Consider the following 16,689-nt stretch of genomic DNA (forward strand, 5'->3'; position numbering starts at 1 on the left):
CCGCGCGCTGCGTCGTCGCCGGCGCGGCTCATGACGCCGCCCGGCAGTCGGTCCCCGGTTCTGGAGGTGCCGGAGGCAGGCTGGTCAGGGTAGGCAGGCGCGGCTTCCCGGTGGTCTTGGTGGGCGGGGGCGGCCCAGGCCGCGGACCGGTGGGCACGAGCCCCGGGGACGGGGCGCGCGAGGACGTGGTGGGAGCGGGGTTGTCCGTGGTTCCGTGCGGGCACGGGGGCAGCAGCGAATCGCGGGCCAGGTTGCGCAACTGGGTGATGGCGTCATCCAGGGTGCCGGCGGGCAGTCCGTTGCTGACCTGCTGGCGGGCCGGGGGCCGAAGGTCCTGCAGGGTCATCAGCCGGCAACCCAGCTTGTCCCCGGACTGGCTGAAGCTGATCTGCACCAGCGCTCCCCGACTGTCCAGGCAGCCCAACAGGTAGGGCTCCTGCAGCGGAACACCCAGGAAGGAGCCCTGCACCCCGCGCATGATGGCCACGGTGCCGCCGTAGGCGGTCACGTAGTAGTTGGTGCGCACCACCGCGCGCCCCACCAGCAGGGCAGCCACCAGCAAGGCGAGCAGCAATGCCGCGACGACGACCATGCGCCGGCGAGACCGCGGGGGCGAGTCCGGCGTGTCGATGCGCGGCAGGACCCGCTTGGCGACGGTCTTGCGCGGCGAGATCGCCGAAGCCCGCCCGGCGGCGGTGTCGAGTGAGATCAGGTGGTCGTCGTCGCTGTCGGAGACCGCCCCGGCCAGGATCGGCTGGGTCTGGCCGTAGTCCACGTCGACGACGTCGGCCACCACCACCGTCACGTTGTCGGGGCCGCCGCCGCGCAGCGCCAGCTCGATGAGCCGCAACGCGCAGTCGTTGACGTCGGGGATCTGCAGCGCCTCACGGATGGTCTCGGTGCTCACCGGGTCCGACAGACCGTCCGAGCACAGCAGGTAGCGATCCCCCGCCTGGGCTTCCCGCATGATCAGCGTGGGCTCGACCTCGTGGCCGGTCAGCGCACGCATGATCAGGGAGCGCTGCGGATGGCTGTGCGCCTCCTCCAGGGTGATACGGCCTTCGTCGACCAGGGTCTGGACGAAGGTGTCGTCCTTGGTGATCTGGGTGAGCTCGCCGTCGCGCAGCAGGTAGCCGCGCGAGTCGCCGATGTGGGCCAGGCCCAGGCGGGGCCCGGCGAACAGGATGGTGGTCAGCGTGGTGCCCATGCCTTCGAGCTCGGGATGCTCTTCGACGTAGGCCGCGATGGCGGCGTTGCCCTCCTGCACCGCGCTTTCCAGCTTCGCCAGCAGGTCGCCGCCGGGCTCGTCGTCATCGAGGTGCGCCAGCGCGGCAATCACCAGCTGCGAGGCGACTTCGCCGGCCGCGTGCCCGCCCATGCCGTCGGCCAGTGCCAGCAAGCGTGCACCGGCATAGACGGAATCTTCGTTGTTGGAGCGCACCAGACCGCGGTCGCTGCGGGCGGCGTACCGCAGAACCAGGCTCACCGGCGGAGCTCGATCGCGGTCTTGCCGATACGTATCGGCGTGCCTACCGGAACCCGTACCGCAGTGGTCACCTTCACCCTGTCAAGGTATGTGCCGTTGGTTGATCCCAAGTCTTCGACATACCATTCCGCGCCCCGCTGAGAGAGCCGGGCGTGCCGTGTGGAGGCGTAGTCGTCGGTGAGCACCAGCGTCGAATCGTCTGCGCGGCCGATCAGAACCGGCTGATCGCTCAGTGTGATGCGCGCCCCGGTCAACGGTCCCTCCGTCACCACCAGATGTCGCGCGGTGGTGCGTTGCTGGCGCGGGGGCAGCAGCACCCCTCGGATCGAGAGCCCCCGGCGCACCATCACCGCGCCGGTCGGAGCGTAGATGTCAGTCCGCAACACCCGCAGCACGGACCAGATGAACAGCCACAACAAGGTCAAAAAACCGGCTCGCGTCAGCTGCAGCACCAGTCCCTGCATCCGGCGTCCTCTCCGTTGTCTCGCCGCCCATGTTGTGCTTGCCATGGCAGAGCACATCGGCAAGGTCACGATACTTGGGCGCGGGGGGCCGTAGGGCAAAGCGGAGGCGCTTTGCTGTTCACATTGTCAATAGGGGTGCGGGCAGCCGCCGTCCTCAGTGGACCCGGACGATGATCTCGGAGTGACCCAGCCGGATCACGTCGCCGTCGGCCAGCTGCCACTCCTGGACCGGGGCGTTGTTGACGGTGGTCCCGTTCGTGGAGTTCAGATCCGACAGCAGCGCCACCCGGCCGTCCCAGCGGATTTCCAGGTGCCGGCGCGACACCCCGGTGTCGGGCAACCGGAACTGGGCGTCTTGGCCGCGGCCCACCACGTTGGTGCCTTCGTGCAGCTGGTAGGTGCGGCCGCTGCCGTCATCGAGTTGCAGGGTGACCGACGCCGGGGCGCTGTAGGCGCGCTGGCCGTAGTCGCCGCCCGGGGCCTGCTGCCCGTAGTCGTAGCCGGCCTGGGTACCTTGCGCCTCGCCGTACCCACCGGCGGGGGGCTGGCCGTAGTCATAACCGGCCGGGGCCGGCGGCGCCTCGCCGTAGCCATAGCCGGGCTGGCCGTAGTCCTGCCGGCCGTAGGACGGGGCGCCCTGGTCATAGCCGCCCTGGTCATAGCCGCCGCCCTGGTCCGGGTAGCCGGGGCGCTGCTCGTACTGCGCCTCGGGGTAGCCGTACTCCTCGTGGCGGGCCGGCGGACGGTCGTATTCGCCGTAGCCGGGCTGGCCGCCGCCGGGGTAAGCCGGCTGCTGGTGCTGCGGGTAGCCCTGCTCGTAGCCGGCGGGGGCGCCGTAACCGCTGGGCGGACGCTGCTCGTAGGACTGGGCCGGCGGGGCGTAGCCGCCGCCGTGGCCGGGGTAGCCGCCCTGCTCGGGGTAACCCCCCTGCTCGGGATACCCGCCCTGCTCGGGGTAACCGCCCTGTTCGGGATACCCGCCCTGTTCGGGCCGGCGCGGCGGCGCGTACGCCGACTGGCCGCCCTGCTCGGGGTAGCCGCCGCGCTGCTCCTGGTAGTGGCCGCCTTCGGGGGTGTGGTGGCCACGCGGGTCCTGACCGCCGCGAGCTTCGTCGGCCGGCCGGCCGTAGCGGGGGTCGTAGTAGTCCTCGCCGGGACGATCCTGCCCGTGGGCGCCGCGGTACGGGTTATCGGTCATCAGTGGCACTCCTGATTCTGCGGTAAACGCATGAACTGATTCTGGCGGGCGGGATTCGTTGAGCGTCTCGTGGGGGCGGGCGTCAGGGTTGACCCCGCCCCGGGCGCGGACTTGGCCGGTACGCAGGCTCGGCGACTGCTGGAACCGGACAACCACATCACCATACGTTTGCCACCCCTGTTCGCCGATGTACGCGGCCAAGTGCCGGGCGAAGGCTCGCGACGTCAGATCCTGGTCGGCGCCCACCTTGTAGTAGTCGTCCACACCGAGCGTAATGACGTATTCGTTGGGCGCCAAAAGTTGATTTCCGGTGAGCGACCGCACGCCGGCGGCGGCTTCGCGGCGCAGCGCAGCCTCGACCTCTTCGGGGAGCACTTCCCCTCCGAAGACCCGGGCCATCGCATCTTCCACAGCGGATTCGAGTTTGCGCTCGATGCGATGAACCAGCCCGCGCTGGCTGTCCAAGCTGCTACCCGCCTTACTCTCCGCCGTCCTTGGTGGTATCGGGGGCACAGCCGCGGCGTGTCGCTCAGCTGCATCCGACCTGGACATGGTATCGACCAGAGTGGCCACCGCGGCACCCTTCTGCGGCGGAGAATCGGATAAGACCAGGTCACGAAGGGGTCACGGCGCGCTGTCCGGCGGGTAGACGGCCGGTATACGCTCCGCGGCGGACGCCCTGGGCCGACTTTTCGGTGGGCGGGGGACCCGTGATACGCTCCCCCGGTTGCTCGGGCGAGTGGCGGAATGGCAGACGCGCTGGCTTCAGGTGCCAGTGTCCTTCGGGACGTGGGGGTTCAAGTCCCCCTTCGCCCACAGTGTGATGAGTCGGGTCATGGGTTACACATGAGTCGAGTCATCGGTTACAGATTGCCCCGGCTTTTGCCGGGGTTTTTCTGTTTGTTGGGCCAGTAGTTGTGGCGGGTGTCGATGTCGTGGGTGGCGATGGTGTGGTGGCCGGTTTTGCTGACGACGGTGACGGTGCTGGCAGTGATCAGGATGAGGACGGGTGTGCCGGCGTGGGCGCGGCCGATGCCGAGGTGATGTAGGCGGCTGCCGTGGCGCAGGGTGAGTTTGCCGAATTGGTCGACGATGTCGGTGCGGACTCGGATAGCGGCGGTGGGTTGGTTGCCGGGGGTGGCTTCGGGGCGGGCGAGGTAGGCCGGTTCGGGCGTGAGGTGGTGTGGGTGGGCGCGGTGGCTGCGCTCGGTGTTGTAGATGACGCGGAAGGCGTCGAGGAGTTCTTGGAGTTCGGCCAGGGTGGCTGGGTGGGGTCGTGCGGCCAGCCAGCGTTTGAGGGTTTGGTGGAAGCGCTCGATCTTTCCTTGGGTCTGGGGGTGGCCGGGGTGCCCGTTTTTCTGGGTGATGCCCAGGGCGGCCAGGAGTCGTTCGAAGTCGTTGTGGCCGCCGGTGAATCGGGAGGTGTAGACCGAACCGTTGTCGGTCAGTGTGGCTGCGGGCAGCCCGGATTCGAGGCTGGTGGCGGTGAAGGAATCGACGACGTCGGGTCCGCTGACGCGCCGGTGGGCGGTGCAGGATGCGCCGGATAGTGGAGGTCGACGGCACTGGCAGGCCTTGGCGGGCAAGTGGTGTTGGATCGTGATGGGTCCGGCGTCGAGGCCTTGTGCGGTGAGTTTTTCGCGAAGTAGAACGACGGCGGCGATGACGTCATCACCGGTGGTGCGGGGGTGCGGGGGTTGCTGGCGGGACGCCGGGAGCGGGGTTCGAGCGCATCGAGGCCACCGGTTCGGTAGCGGGCCAGCAGGCGGTAGAGGTGTTGGCGGGAGAGCCCGTAGGTGCGGGCTGCAGCGGTCACCGACAGGTTCCCGCTGAGGACTTCCAGGACGGCCACTCGCGCTTTGGACATGAACCAGCACTGTCACCTATGGCGCGACTCATCGACCATCCCCGCAGGTGTCACCTTTGTCCCGACTCATCTGTCACCTATGTCGTGAACTCACACACCCCTTCGCCCACAGTGAGCGGTTCTAGCGAACTGCAGACATAAAGGTCACGAACCAGAAATGGTTCGTGGCTTTTGTGTTTGTGGAGGTTGTCGGCGCCTTCATAGTTGTGACGGGGGATCTCGGGACGTCCTCTGCTTAACGCGTGGCTGGAGGCGCCGGCTTCCAGGGGAGCTGCCGCGCGCACGTCAGCGTGACGAGGCGTGCGCGATGACCGCTCAGTGCAGGGGTAGTGCGATCGGCCTAACCGAGCAGAGATTGCTCCTCGACATCGCGGGTCGAAACGGTAAGGAAGGCATCGGTCCAGTCCGGGTCCTTCGTCAAGACGTCGACGACCATTCCGATCGTCTGGTCGGCGGTGGTCGGCAGCACCCCGCGACCGTGTGTAAACAGCCCGCGGCCTGCATGCCGCACCCCAAAAACCAGCTTCTTGTCGCGTGGGAAGTAACAGGCGAACTCGCCGCCGTCAGGAAAGTGCTCGGTTGCCTGCCTACGGACATCTTCGAGTAGATCGGATTCGACGCAAACGTAGACGTTCCGGAGGCCCGGCAAGCGACGACGAAAAGCCGGATCACGCTGAAGCCGCGCGAAGGCAAACGTGGCCACCGTATGGGGGTCGGTCTCAACCATCGATCCACCTCCTGACACGGTCGGGCCAATCGTGAGCTAGCAGAGTCAGCTGCACGTCATATTCCCTGTCCACTGTAAGGGCGTCACCTGCAGAAATCGACCGCAAAACTGTTCTGCGGCCCTGATCATCGGCGGGATCATCACTTTGCCGGAACTCGTGCACATGGATTTCTGAGTGACAAATATCTATGCGTTGGACCCGTCGGCGGGCGGCAGCGCCGTTCTCATCAACCCGATAGACATCGATCATGATTGCCCAGTCGACGCAGAGACTTGCGGGCATCAAGATGGAGTATCTGTAGATCAATTCGGGAGTCCAGCCATCGAGGGGGGCTCCAAGCTGTGCGACGGTCTTGTCGCTATGCAGTTGGTCTGGCCGAAATTGACTGGGGTCGTATCCTCCGGCGCGCGTGTGGCGGGCCACCTCCTCACTCCGCTTGCCACGATTTCGGCGTCCCTTGCCCCCCATGGCGCGAGTCTGACAGGTCGCGCCGACACTGACCTGGAACAGGCCAGACGCCTGGTCACGATCCCAACCCCGCAGCGACGGCCGCGTCGTCGGGTTCCGCGCCCTGACCTCAGCGTCGGTGGAGCGCACCGCCGCGCCCGGTCGGGTGCGGCCACATGCCGGATTCGGTGCGGGCGATTCTGGTGTCGCGGCTCGCGACCGACCTCAATAAACAGGGCAAAAGGATGGCAGCCCAGCTACTGCGGGGACGCGACCATTCGCTCGGTGGCTGCCGTCGAGATATCAGCGGAGTGCGGGCACTGCTGGCGCACCGACCCGCTGCACCCGCTGCTGTCGATCAAAGACGCTCGCGCCCTGCTCCAACCGCAGAGGTGATCGACCCAGGAAAGCCCGAGGGCATCCGCTAGCCCCCCGCTCACAAGACTCTCCCCTAGTACGCCGACACCGCGTTCTCCCGAGCCCAACGTTTCTCGGCCTCTGAGCCCCCCGGCGGGGGCACCAGCCCGTTGATCATCCACATCTCCTCGCTGGTCTCGTCGACGTGGAACTCCCAGTGCAGATCGGGGATTTGCAGGCTCGGAATAAGGATCTGGTTGATCCATTCGGTGATCCGCCGGCGGTGCTGCGGGTCGGCGGCGCGCCGGGCGATGTGATCAATCACGATGCGGATCCCGGCCGCAGTCGGCTCGCCGCCCACGTAGAAGTCCTCGGGCGCGGTCTCGTGGAACAGCGTGACCACATAGAAGCGCGGCAACCCGGCACGCACGTACTGGTCGGTGATTCGGGCGGCCAGCGTCTGCTTGTCTTCGGCGCTGAACAGTCCCGGGGTGTGGTGAATGGTCCACAGCGGCACGGCGGTCCCCCACCCCTCAGTGCGACAGCGCCGAAGACAGCTTTTCCACCGGACCCGACAGTGCGGCTTTGACCTCCACGGAGAGTTCGTCGGCCAACACCTCCACGGCACCGGCTTCCAGGCCGTCGACGATCCGGCGCGCCACATCGGCCGGTGTCACCTTGGCCGCCGGGATGTCGGACACCATGTCGGTGTCGATCAGTCCGGCGTGCACGCCCACCACCTGCGTGTGTTGGGCGGCGAGCTCTTCGCGCAGCGAGTTGGTCACCGACCAGGCGGCGGCTTTGGAGGCGCCGTAGGCGCCGGAGCCCGAGAGCCAGGACAGCACCGAGTGCATGTTGACCAGGGCCCCTCCCCCGTTGTTGGCCAGGATCGGCGCGAACGCCCGGGCCACGCGCAGCGGGCCGAAGACGTTGACGTCGAAGGTGTCGGTGATGCGCTCGAAGGAGCCGGTCAGCAACGGGTCCGGCAACAGCACGCCGGCGTTGTTGAACACGATCTCGGCGTCGGGGGCCAGCTCCGCCAGCTCGGCCACCGATTCGGCGGAGCGCACCTCCAGCGGGTGGGTCACTACGTTCGGGCGTTCGTCGGTGTAGGCGCTGCGGGCGGTCGCGTACACCTTGCGTGCGCCGCGGGCCAGTACCTCGTCGACCAGCGCGGCGCCCAGCCCGCGTCGTCCCCCGGTGACCACCACGACCTTGTTCTCTACGGCAACCATGTCCCGACCCCTTCCCCACTGACTAACGATGACGTTAGGAAGAGCCAAGCACGGATAGCTGGATAATGCAAGCGTTAGTCAACTAGGATGTCGGTATGGAGTTCGAGCCCCGCCTGCGTGACCGATCCCGGTGGTCGATCGGTAGCGCCTGCTCGGTGGCCCGGTTACTGGATGTGCTCAGCACCAAGACGGCGTTCCTGGTGGTGCGCGAATGCCTGTTCGGCACCACCCGCTTCGAGGACTTCACCACCCGGATCGGGGCGTCGGCGCCGGCGGTCTCGCGGGCGCTCAAGCAGCTCGAGGCCGCCGAGATCATCTACCGGGTGCCCTACCGGGAGTCCGGACAGCGGGCCCGCGACGAGTACCGGCTGACCCCGGCCGGCGAAGATCTGCTGCCGGTGTATCTGGCGCTGATGCAGTGGGGCGACAAGTACCTGCAAGACGGAACGCCGCCGCTGCACTTTGTCGACGCATCCACCGGCCGCCGGCTGGGGGTGCGGGTCACCGACGAGCTCGACGGGCCGGGCACTGATCCCGACGACATCGAGATCTGCTGGAACGCGCCGGAACCCGCGCACTGACGCGCCCGTCGCCGGCTCAGCCGTCGGAGTCGACCGCACCGATCACGGTCTCGGCGAACTCGGCGATGGACTCCGGTGGCGCGAAATCGGCGAACCAGACGTAGAACCGTTGGGCGCCCTGGTTTTTGAGTGTGCAGAAGTGCTCGGTCAGTGCCGCCGCGTCACCGCACACCAGGCCCGAGCCCAGCCGGCCGAAGCGCCGCTGTGCCGTCGCCGAGACCGCCGCCGGGTCCTGATCGCGCCGGGCGAAACCGACCATCTGCTGTACCGAAGCGCGCGCCGACCCGATCAGGGGCAGCAACTCGGGCAACTGATGGACGTGGGTGGCCGGCAGGTTCCACCAGTCGGCGTGGCGGCGAACCAGGCCGAGCATCCGGGGACCGACTCCGCCGAGCACGACCGGTATCGGCGCGCTGGGCGCCGGTGCCTGGGCGAGGGGCCCGTCGCTGCTCCAGTACTGACCCAGCAGCTCCAGCGTCTGCCCCAGCGCCTCCACGCGTTGGCGCGGCCCGGCGGAGGTGATGCCGTACTTGAGCAGTTCGTCGGGCATCGAGCCGGACCCCAGGCCCAGCTCGAAGCGGCCGCCGGTGGCTTCGGCCAAGGTGGTGGCCTGTTTGGCCAGCAGGGCCGGGTGCCGGAACGCGTCGCACAGCACCACGTGGCCGATCGTGAGGCGTTCGGTGCGGGCGCCGACCCAGGTGGCCACGGTCATCGCCTCCCAGAGCGGATCTGACGGGGCCATCGGGATGTCGAGATGGTCGAGGAAGGCCACGCCGTCAAAGCCCGCCGCCTCCGCCGCCTGCGCCCGCACCACCAGCTCGGCCATGCCGACCCTGGTCTGCGGGAGGTAGAGAAACCACTGCGTCAACGCGTCTCCTCCGGTGTCGCGGGCGTCGGTGCCTGGCGCAGCGCAGGCAACACATACCGGCGAACGTGGCGTCGCACGGCAGCCGGGTCATCGGCGTTGAAGTGATGTCCCGGCACGCTGCCGAAGCTGATCATCACACGCGCGATCCACTCACTGGCCTCGGCCAGCTCGGTGTCGGGGTGGATGTCGCCGTCGTCGGCGGCGGCCGCCACGAACGGATACCAGAACGCCGCCAGGTCGGGCACCAGGCCGCGCACCCCGGCTCCGGCGCAGGCGGTGAACTCCTCGGGTTCGGCGGTGCGCAGCCGCATCAGCAGCGTGCCGGGATCGTCGTAGGTGCGCCGGCCGATCTGTACGCCGGCCACCAGCCGGTCCTCGAAGCCGGCCAGGGTCGACAGCTCGGCGCGGGCCTGGGCCCAGCTGGTCTCGATGAGCCGCATCAAAACGGCGCCCACCAGCGTCGGCTTGTCCGGAAAGATCCGATACAGCCAGGCCCGCGACACTCCCGCCGCCTGGGCGACGTCGATCATCGTGGTAGCCCGAATCCCCTTGTCGGCCAGGAATTTCTCGGTGACATCGAGCAGCCGGTCGGTTGTCGAAGGCGCCGATGCGGACGTCGCGTGCACGGCTCACCTCCTGCCCGGAAAGCGTCGACAACGTGTAGACACATTATCCGATCTGTGTACTATTGCCACGCGTCGTGAAGACCCACGGGGTAGGAGGTCGCGGTGGCCGAGACGCTGCAGCAACTGCTCGCCGAACGCGCCGGCCACACCGGTCTGGCGGTGCTGCACACCGACGTCGACGGCACCCAGATCCGTTGGAGCTGGGCGCACTACCTGCACCGCGCGGCCGGCCACGGCGCGGCGGTGCTCGCCCGCGCCGACACGGCCCGGCCCCTGCACGTCGGCGCGCTGCTGGGCAACACCCCCGCGATGCTCACCGCGCTGGCCGCGGCCGGGCTGGGCGGTTATGTCCTGTGCGGGGTCAACGACACCCGTCGCGGCGCCGCCCTGGCCGCCGACCTGCGCACCGCCGACGTGCAGATCCTGCTGGTGGACACCGCGCACCGTGCGCTGCTGGCCGGGCTGGAGTTGCCCGGCATCACGATCATCGACGTCGACGACCCGGCCTGGGACGCCGAGTGCGCGGAGGCCGGCCCGCTGCGGCCGCACCGGCAGGTCGCGCCGCTGGACCCGTTCATGCTGATCTTCACCTCCGGCACCAGCGGCGACCCGAAAGCCGTTCTGGTCAGCCACTTCATGGTCTTGGTGGCGGGCCAAAGCCTCACCGAGCGATTCGGGCTGGGCAGCGACGACGTGCTCTACCTGTCCATGCCGCTGTTTCACTCCAATGCGATCGCCGCCGGCTTCGGGCCCGCCGTGGCCGCCGGTGCGGCGATGGCGCCGGCGAAGTTCTCCGCGTCGCGGTTCCTGGTCGATATCCGCGGCTACGGCGTCACCTACATGAACTATGTCGGCAAGCCGTTCGCCTACCTGCTGGCGCACCCCGAGCAGCCCGACGACGCCGACAACCCGCTGCGCGTCGCCTTCGGCAACGAGGCTTCCGAACGCGACATCGGCGAGTTCGCCCGCCGGTTCGGCGTGCACGTGGTGGACGCCTTCGGCTCCACCGAGAACGCGGTCACCATCACCCGCGACGAGGGCACCCCGCCCGGTTCGGTGGGCCGCGGCTTCCCCGGGGTCGCCATCTACAACAGCGACACCGGAAAACCCTGTGCGCCTGCGGTCTTCGATGAGCACGGCGCGCTGACCAACGCCGACGAGGCGATCGGCGAGCTGGTCAACACCGCCGGGGCGGGATTCTTCTCCGGCTACTACAACAACGAGCAGGCCACCGCCGAGCGGATGCGCGACGGCATGTACTGGTCGGGTGATCTGGCCTACGCCGACGCCGACGGCTGGATCTACCTGGCCGGGCGCACCGCCGACTGGATGCGGGTGGACGGCGAGAACCTGGCGGCGGCACCGGTGGAACGCATCCTGATGCGCCACCCCGCGATCAACCAGGCGGCCGTCTACGCGGTGCCGGACCCCCAGGTGGGCGATCAGGTGATGGTGGCACTGGTGCTGCGCGGTGAGGCGCAGCTGACCGCGGACGGGTTCGCCGACTTCCTGGCCGCCCAAGACGACCTCTCCCCCAAGGCCTGGCCGCGGTATGTCCGGGTGAGTACGCAGCTGCCCGCCACGGCCACCAACAAGATCCTCAAGCGACTGCTGGTGGCCGAGGGCACCGACGTCGGCGCCGACACCTTGTGGGTGCGTCCGGAACGCGAGCGCACCTATCGCACCGCAACGACGACGGGAGTGTGACCATGGCCGACCAGACACCGGTGGCCCTGATAGTCGGCGGCGCGTCCGGGATCGGTCTGGCCACCGCCCGCGCCCTGGTGGAGCGCGGCGATCATGTGGTGATCGCCGACATCGACGAAGCGGCCGCCCGGGCCCGTGCGGCGGAGCTGGGCGAAAAAGCCAGCGCTGTTGCCGCCGACGTCACCGACGAGGCCAGTGTCGCAGCGGCATTCGCGGCCGCCGGGCAAGTGGGCCCGCTCCGATCCGTGGTCAGTTGCGCCGGTCTGTCGGTGATCGGTCCGATCGCCGATATCGACCTGGCCGGCTGGCAGACCACCATCGACGTCTGCCTCACCGGCACCATGCTGGTGATCAAGCATGCCGCGCGCGCCCTGCAAGACGGCGGCGCCGTGGTGGCCATCTCCTCGCTCAATGGGCGCCAGCCGGGCACGTCGATGGCGGCGTACTGCAGCGCCAAAGCCGGGGTGCTGATGCTGGTGCAGGTGGCCGCCCTGGAGCTGGGCCCCCGCGGCATCCGGGTCAACGCCATCTCCCCCGGCCTGGTGGACACTCCCCTGGTGGCCGGCCTGGCGATGGTGCCCGGACTGACCGCGGAATACATCGAGAACACCCCGCTGGGGCGGTCGGGCCTGCCCGAGGACATCGCGCACACCGTGGAGTTCTTGACCTCGCCCCGCGCCGCCTGGATCACCGGGTCGGCATTCGACGTCAACGGCGGCGCGCACCTCAAGCGCTACCCCGACGTGCTCGGCAAAGTACAGGCACTAGCTGAAGGATGAGGGCATGCGCAGTGTCGTAATCGATGCGCCCGGTTCGGTGCGGGTGGACACCCGCCCGGATCCCGGACTGCCCGGGGCCGACGGCGCCGTGGTGCAGGTGACGGCCACCGCCATCTGCGGCTCCGATCTGCACTTCTATGAAGGGGACTACCCGATCGCCGAGCCGGTGGCGCTGGGTCACGAAGCGATCGGCATCGTGGTCGAAGCCGGCCCGCAGGTGACTTCGGTGCGGCCCGGCGACCGGGTCATGGTGTCCTCGGTCGCCGGCTGCGGGCACTGCGCCGGGTGCGGGACCCGCGACCCCATCCGGTGTCATTCGGGACCGCAGATCTTCGGATCCGGGCTGCTGGGCGGCGCCCAGTCGGAACTGCTCGCGGTACCGGGCGCAGATTTTCAGCTCGCCGCCATTCCCGACGGCATCTGCGACGCCGAAGCCCTGCTGCTCACCGACAACCTGGCCACCGGTTGGGCGGCGGCGCTGCGCGCCGACATCCCGGTGGGCGGCACCGTAGCGGTGATCGGGCTGGGCGCGGTGGGGCTGTGCGCCGCCCGCAGCGCGCTATTCCTGGGTGCGGCAACGGTTCTGGGTATCGACCCGGTGCGCCGGCGCCGCGAGCGGGCGGCGCTGATGGGCGCGACCCCGGCCGAGCCGCCGACCACCGCCGCCGCTATGGAGCTCAGCGACGGACGCGGCGTCGACGCCGTGATCGACGCCGTCGGATCCGACACCACCATGGCCGATGCGCTCAACGCGGTGCGGCCCGGCGGGACGGTGTCGGTGGTCGGAGTCCATGACCTGCAACCCTTTCCGTTCCCGGCACTGCCGGCGCTGTTGCGCAGCATCACCCTGCGGATGACCACCGCGCCCGTGCAGCAGACCTGGCCGCAGTTGGTGCCGCTGCTGCAATCGGGCCGGTTGTCGGTGGACGGGATCTTCACCACCGAGATGGCCCTGGACGACGCCGCCGATGCCTACCGCGCGGTCGCGGCACGGTCCGGCGACGTGGTGAAGGTGCTGCTCACGCCCTGAGCCGGCGAGCCAAGCCCGGCAGCGGGCCGCGCGCTACCCGGCGCTGGGCGGTCGCCGGGGGCGAAGCCGCAGCGGGGGCAGGGTCGGGGCGGGTAGCCGCTGCAGCCGACCCCGGTAGCCGCTGACCTGCCCGAACTGTTCATCGCCGGCTTCCCAGCGGCGCCGAAACTCGACGATCTCCTCATGGCTGCGGCCGATGAAGTTCCACCACAGCACCAGCTCTTCGCCGAACGGCACCCCGCCCAGCAGCAGAACCCGGGCGGGGGAGTCGCCGGGGTTGCGCAGCGTCAGCACCGGGGCGCCGGGTCCTTGATAGCCCAGGTCGCCGACTGCCAGCGGCGTGTCGCCCAGGACGAGCGGACCCTGGTCACACAGCACGCCGTGCTCGAATGCCGGATCGACCTGCAGCGCCAGGTCGGTATGCGGGTCCAGATCCAGCTGGGCCCCCAGCAGCGGCGTGAAAGACGGGACGGGGGAGCGGTATCCGGCCAGTTCCCCCAGGAACACCAACGCCGACGCTCCGGGTAGGCACACCGGCTCGGGCACGAAATGGCCGAAGGAGCGCGCGGTGTGGCGGGCCTCCTCGGGCAGTGCCACCCACAGCTGCACGCCGCGCAGCACCGGCGCGGCCTGCGGATCGACGGAGACTTCGGAGTGGCAGATGCCGGCACCGGCGGTCATCAGGTTCAGCTCACCGGGGCGCACCAGCGCGTGGGCGCCACCGCTGTCGCGGTGCTCGATGCGCCCGCTGAACAGCCAGCTCGCGGTCTGCAGCCCGGTGTGCGGGTGCGGGGGCACGTCCATACCGCCGTGGGCGGCGACATCGTGGGGCCCGTAATGGTCGAGGAAGCACCAGGCGCCGATCAGGGAGCGTTCCCGCTGGGGCAGGGTGCGCCGGACGGCGATGGCACGCGGCCCGCCCAGCGGCACCTCACGCGGGCGCAGCACGGCGATCTGAGATCGCGGCGTTGCCGCGCAGGCGATCTCATCGGAAGTGGCCTCCAGATTGCTCACCTGTCCACCTCCGCTGCCTGCGCCCAACCGCCGTGGCGATCCTACCGACGCAGGCCCCGGTCAGGCGGCTGATCGCGGGCCGACGGGCCAGTGCGGTAGGTGAAATACCGCCCCGGTAACCGGGGAGTCGTCACGTTCGTGGGTGATCAGCAACGCCTGGTTGTCGGGCAGCTCGCGGGTGTTGATCTCGCCGGAGGCGATCGCGTGCAGCAGACCGTGGGCCGCCGCGAGTTCAGCCCGCTTGCGGTATTGCCCTCCCGGCAGCTTCACGCCAGCCCACACGCCGTACTCCTCGCGGCGTTCAACGGCGAGCGCTGCGCAGCGGCGTTGCTGAGCAAGCGGGCAGCGTCGCAGGCACTGCAGCCGCGCTTCAGTGGCGGACTGCTCGTAGGCCCGGGCCTTGGCGGCGCCGTCGGCTCCATCGGCGTCGGGGTAACCGAACCACAGTTCGGGGTTGGCGGAGCAGGGCGGCGCCATGACGGACCTCCTCGTCTCGGGACGAATAACGTAGATAGAAACGTATAACGCAGAGACGACCGACGCAATAGAAGTTGATAAAAACATATATGTAACTAGCGGGGGACGGGGCTGTGTACTATCCGTCCATGGCCGGGGCGCGACAATGAGCCGCGAGGCGGCGGGCGCTGCCCTCCGGGCGCTGCGCGAGGCCCGCGACTGGTCGTTGGCTGACCTCGCCGCTGCCACCGGGGTCAGCATCATGGGCCTGAGCTATCTCGAGCGTGGTGCGCGAAAGCCGCATAAAAGCACAGTTCAAAAGGTTGAGAACGGCCTTGGCCTGCCACCGGGCACCTACTCGCGGCTGCTGAGCGCCGATGACGCCGACACCGAACTGGCGCAGCTGATCGCCGCGGTCCCGCCGGGCGAGCCGGCTACGCGTCCCGCCGCAGCCATCGTGGTCGACCGCCACAGCGACACCGAAGTGCTGGAGGGATACGCCGAAGCGCAGCTCGACGCGCTGCGTTCGGTGATCGCCCGGCTTCCGCCGAAAGCGTCAGACGAATACGAGACGTATATTCTTTCCGTGATCGCCCAGTGCGTGAAAGCCGAGATGCTTGCCGCCAGCTCGTGGCGGGTCGCGGTGAACGCGGGGCCGGGTCGCGGTGCCCGGCTCATGGCGCACCTGCAGGACCTCGAGGCGACCCGTGTCGAACTGCTGCAACGGATGTCCGGCAGCCTGACCGCTCGTTTCGACCGGGCCTGCGCACAGTCCTCGCTGCCCGAACCAGTGATCGCGGCGCTGATCGGCGTCAGTCCCGAGGAGATGTGGGACATCCGTAACAGAGGCGTCATCCCGCCGGGGGCGCTGGCCCGGGTCCATGCGTTCGCCGATCCGATGGCGGCGACAGATGGCGGTGCCGGAGGGGGATGACGGTGGACGACACCGAGTTTGAGCTGTTGGCGCGCGCACATAGGTTGTTTGCGGGCAGTCCAGGCCCGGTGTCACTGGAAGCCGGCCTGGACCGCTATGCCCACGCGCTGGAACGCAACGCCAGCGTGGACACCGGCATGGGCCATGACCGGTATCGGACCGCCGTGCTCGCTCAACGAAACCGGTTGCTGGCCAATGTCAATACCGACACTCACGCAGCAACGTTATTGGGAGCGGCGATCGCCGACCACGCACGGGCCCGCCAGCTTACCGGCGGGGTGCTCGCCGCCGCCCAAGCTGACTCAGCGGTTGTCGCCGACACCGCGTTGACGCATCGGGAGGCCATGCGCCGGCGAGCGGCACGCTTACGGGCCCAACATGCCCACGTGGTGTCGGCGCGGCGCCGCGCACGGACCCACCGGGCGCGGTTGCGGCGGCTGCGCTACCGGGGCGCGCGGCGTGGTCCGGCGGGGCTGGATCTCTTGCACCTGCCCCCTGGCCGTGCCGGGTTGGCCGTCCGCGCGGCACTGTCCCGCCTGGGCAGACCCTACGTTTGGGGCGCCACCGGACCCGATCAGTTCGACTGTTCAGGGCTGACCCAGTGGGCCTACCGCCAAGCCGGCCTGCCGCTGTCGCGAACCACATACACGCAGATCTGTGAGGGGATCCCGGTGACCCGCGCCCAAATCCGCCCCGGCGACCTGGTGTTTCCCAGTACCGGCCATGTTCAGCTTGCCATCGGCGGGGGCCGGGTGATCGAAGCACCGCATGCCGGAGCCACCGTGCAGATCAGCCCGCTGGGTGCCCACGTGGCGATCCGCCGCCTGGTGCCATGAGCGGGCTAGGCCCGCCGGGATTCCAGGTGAATTGTGGGCGAGGGTGGGCCTGGGTACAGTCACCGGCCATGAAGGC

The 16,689-nt window shown here is 69.0% G+C and carries 16 protein-coding genes, 1 tRNA gene and 1 pseudogene; 7 read left to right on the forward strand and 11 right to left on the reverse strand.

Annotated elements, in window-relative coordinates; genetic code table 11:
• Positions 1 to 28 precede the first annotated feature (28 nt).
• The 3 genes from G6N14_RS18125 to G6N14_RS18135 form a co-directional block, all read right to left on the reverse strand.
• Positions 29 to 1,486: a PP2C family protein-serine/threonine phosphatase gene (locus G6N14_RS18125; RefSeq protein ID WP_085136101.1), complete on the reverse strand. Its 1,458-nt coding sequence runs from the start codon at positions 1,484 to 1,486 to the stop codon at positions 29 to 31.
• Positions 1,483 to 1,950, reverse strand: a complete 468-nt coding sequence (locus G6N14_RS18130) for an FHA domain-containing protein FhaB/FipA (RefSeq protein ID WP_046315015.1) — start codon at positions 1,948 to 1,950, stop codon at positions 1,483 to 1,485. Before G6N14_RS18130 ends, G6N14_RS18125 begins: the two co-directional genes overlap by 4 nt.
• Positions 1,951 to 2,104: 154 nt before the next feature.
• The gene (locus tag G6N14_RS18135; protein WP_085136100.1) at positions 2,105 to 3,613 is read right to left on the reverse strand and encodes an FhaA domain-containing protein; all 1,509 of its coding nucleotides are present in this window, start codon (positions 3,611 to 3,613) and stop codon (positions 2,105 to 2,107) included.
• A 268-nt stretch (positions 3,614 to 3,881) separates the two neighbouring features.
• Here G6N14_RS18135 and G6N14_RS18140 point away from each other — a divergent pair.
• Positions 3,882 to 3,964 (forward strand) — tRNA-Leu (locus G6N14_RS18140).
• A 47-nt stretch (positions 3,965 to 4,011) separates the two neighbouring features.
• On the opposite strand, the pseudogene G6N14_RS18145 reads toward G6N14_RS18140, so the two are convergent.
• From G6N14_RS18145 to G6N14_RS18160, 4 genes and pseudogenes are all read right to left on the reverse strand, one after another.
• Positions 4,012 to 5,015: pseudogene (locus tag G6N14_RS18145) on the reverse strand (integrase core domain-containing protein).
• A gap of 340 nt (positions 5,016 to 5,355) precedes the next feature.
• The gene (locus G6N14_RS18150) at positions 5,356 to 5,742 is read right to left on the reverse strand and encodes a hypothetical protein (protein WP_085136099.1); all 387 of its coding nucleotides are present in this window, start codon (positions 5,740 to 5,742) and stop codon (positions 5,356 to 5,358) included.
• A gap of 899 nt (positions 5,743 to 6,641) precedes the next feature.
• Complete coding sequence (locus tag G6N14_RS18155; protein WP_085136098.1) at positions 6,642 to 7,064, reverse strand: tautomerase family protein; 423 nt, start codon at positions 7,062 to 7,064, stop codon at positions 6,642 to 6,644.
• Between the two features lie 16 nt (positions 7,065 to 7,080).
• Positions 7,081 to 7,782, reverse strand: coding sequence for an SDR family oxidoreductase (locus G6N14_RS18160; RefSeq protein WP_085136097.1), 702 nt, complete (start codon positions 7,780 to 7,782; stop codon positions 7,081 to 7,083).
• A gap of 95 nt (positions 7,783 to 7,877) precedes the next feature.
• Between G6N14_RS18160 and G6N14_RS18165 the strand changes: the two genes are divergently transcribed.
• Positions 7,878 to 8,363, forward strand: coding sequence for a winged helix-turn-helix transcriptional regulator (locus tag G6N14_RS18165; protein ID WP_085136096.1), 486 nt, complete (start codon positions 7,878 to 7,880; stop codon positions 8,361 to 8,363).
• Positions 8,364 to 8,379: 16 nt separating this feature from the next.
• Here the strand turns inward: G6N14_RS18165 and G6N14_RS18170 are convergent, their stop codons facing one another.
• Entirely contained in the window at positions 8,380 to 9,231 is an 852-nt protein-coding gene (locus tag G6N14_RS18170) for an LLM class flavin-dependent oxidoreductase (protein WP_085136095.1), read from the reverse strand.
• Positions 9,228 to 9,857, reverse strand: a complete 630-nt coding sequence (locus tag G6N14_RS18175) for a TetR/AcrR family transcriptional regulator (protein ID WP_085136094.1) — start codon at positions 9,855 to 9,857, stop codon at positions 9,228 to 9,230. The genes G6N14_RS18170 and G6N14_RS18175 overlap by 4 nt, the downstream gene beginning before the upstream one ends.
• Before the next feature lie 102 nt (positions 9,858 to 9,959).
• Between G6N14_RS18175 and fadD1 the strand changes: the two genes are divergently transcribed.
• The 3 genes from fadD1 to G6N14_RS18190 are packed head-to-tail and all read left to right on the forward strand — an operon-like array spanning position 9,960 to position 13,373.
• Positions 9,960 to 11,564, forward strand: coding sequence for a fatty-acid--CoA ligase FadD1 (gene fadD1, locus G6N14_RS18180; RefSeq protein WP_085136093.1), 1,605 nt, complete (start codon positions 9,960 to 9,962; stop codon positions 11,562 to 11,564).
• 2 nt (positions 11,565 to 11,566) lie between these two features.
• On the forward strand, positions 11,567 to 12,343 hold the full coding sequence (locus G6N14_RS18185; protein ID WP_179960854.1) for an SDR family NAD(P)-dependent oxidoreductase: 777 nt from the start codon (positions 11,567 to 11,569) through the stop codon (positions 12,341 to 12,343).
• Positions 12,344 to 12,347: 4 nt separating this feature from the next.
• Positions 12,348 to 13,373: an alcohol dehydrogenase catalytic domain-containing protein gene (locus G6N14_RS18190; RefSeq protein WP_085136092.1), complete on the forward strand. Its 1,026-nt coding sequence runs from the start codon at positions 12,348 to 12,350 to the stop codon at positions 13,371 to 13,373.
• Positions 13,374 to 13,406: 33 nt separating this feature from the next.
• Here the strand turns inward: G6N14_RS18190 and G6N14_RS18195 are convergent, their stop codons facing one another.
• Both G6N14_RS18195 and G6N14_RS18200 read right to left on the reverse strand, forming a co-directional pair.
• Positions 13,407 to 14,387 (reverse strand): pirin family protein, encoded by a 981-nt coding sequence (locus G6N14_RS18195; protein ID WP_163787227.1) that lies wholly within the window; start codon positions 14,385 to 14,387, stop codon positions 13,407 to 13,409.
• 60 nt (positions 14,388 to 14,447) lie between these two features.
• A complete protein-coding gene (locus G6N14_RS18200) occupies positions 14,448 to 14,864 on the reverse strand; it encodes a WhiB family transcriptional regulator (RefSeq protein ID WP_085137925.1) in 417 nt (138 codons plus the stop codon).
• A 145-nt stretch (positions 14,865 to 15,009) separates the two neighbouring features.
• On the opposite strand from G6N14_RS18200, the gene G6N14_RS18205 reads away from it, so the two are divergent.
• On the forward strand, positions 15,010 to 15,777 hold the full coding sequence (locus tag G6N14_RS18205) for a helix-turn-helix domain-containing protein (RefSeq protein ID WP_085137924.1): 768 nt from the start codon (positions 15,010 to 15,012) through the stop codon (positions 15,775 to 15,777).
• A gap of 2 nt (positions 15,778 to 15,779) precedes the next feature.
• Positions 15,780 to 16,613 (forward strand): C40 family peptidase, encoded by an 834-nt coding sequence (locus G6N14_RS18210; protein WP_109559947.1) that lies wholly within the window; start codon positions 15,780 to 15,782, stop codon positions 16,611 to 16,613.
• Positions 16,614 to 16,689 lie beyond the last annotated feature (76 nt).

It is taken from the genome of Mycolicibacter hiberniae, from assembly GCF_010729485.1.
GTDB classification, from domain to species: Bacteria; Actinomycetota; Actinomycetes; order Mycobacteriales; family Mycobacteriaceae; genus Mycobacterium; species Mycobacterium hiberniae.

Bases quoted from the DNA above. Each gene is read 5' to 3' on its own strand.
- G6N14_RS18130 (WP_046315015.1), bottom strand. From the start codon at position 1,950: ATGCAGGGACTGGTGCTGCAGCTGACGCGAGCCGGTTTTTTGACCTTG.
- G6N14_RS18160 (WP_085136097.1), bottom strand. From the start codon at position 7,782: ATGGTTGCCGTAGAGAACAAGGTCGTGGTGGTCACCGGGGGACGACGC.
- G6N14_RS18200 (WP_085137925.1), bottom strand. From the start codon at position 14,864: ATGGCGCCGCCCTGCTCCGCCAACCCCGAACTGTGGTTCGGTTACCCC.
- G6N14_RS18205 (WP_085137924.1), top strand. From the start codon at position 15,010: ATGAGCCGCGAGGCGGCGGGCGCTGCCCTCCGGGCGCTGCGCGAGGCC.
- G6N14_RS18185 (WP_179960854.1), top strand. From the start codon at position 11,567: ATGGCCGACCAGACACCGGTGGCCCTGATAGTCGGCGGCGCGTCCGGG.
- G6N14_RS18165 (WP_085136096.1), top strand. From the start codon at position 7,878: ATGGAGTTCGAGCCCCGCCTGCGTGACCGATCCCGGTGGTCGATCGGT.
- G6N14_RS18190 (WP_085136092.1), top strand. From the start codon at position 12,348: ATGCGCAGTGTCGTAATCGATGCGCCCGGTTCGGTGCGGGTGGACACC.
- G6N14_RS18150 (WP_085136099.1), bottom strand. From the start codon at position 5,742: ATGGTTGAGACCGACCCCCATACGGTGGCCACGTTTGCCTTCGCGCGG.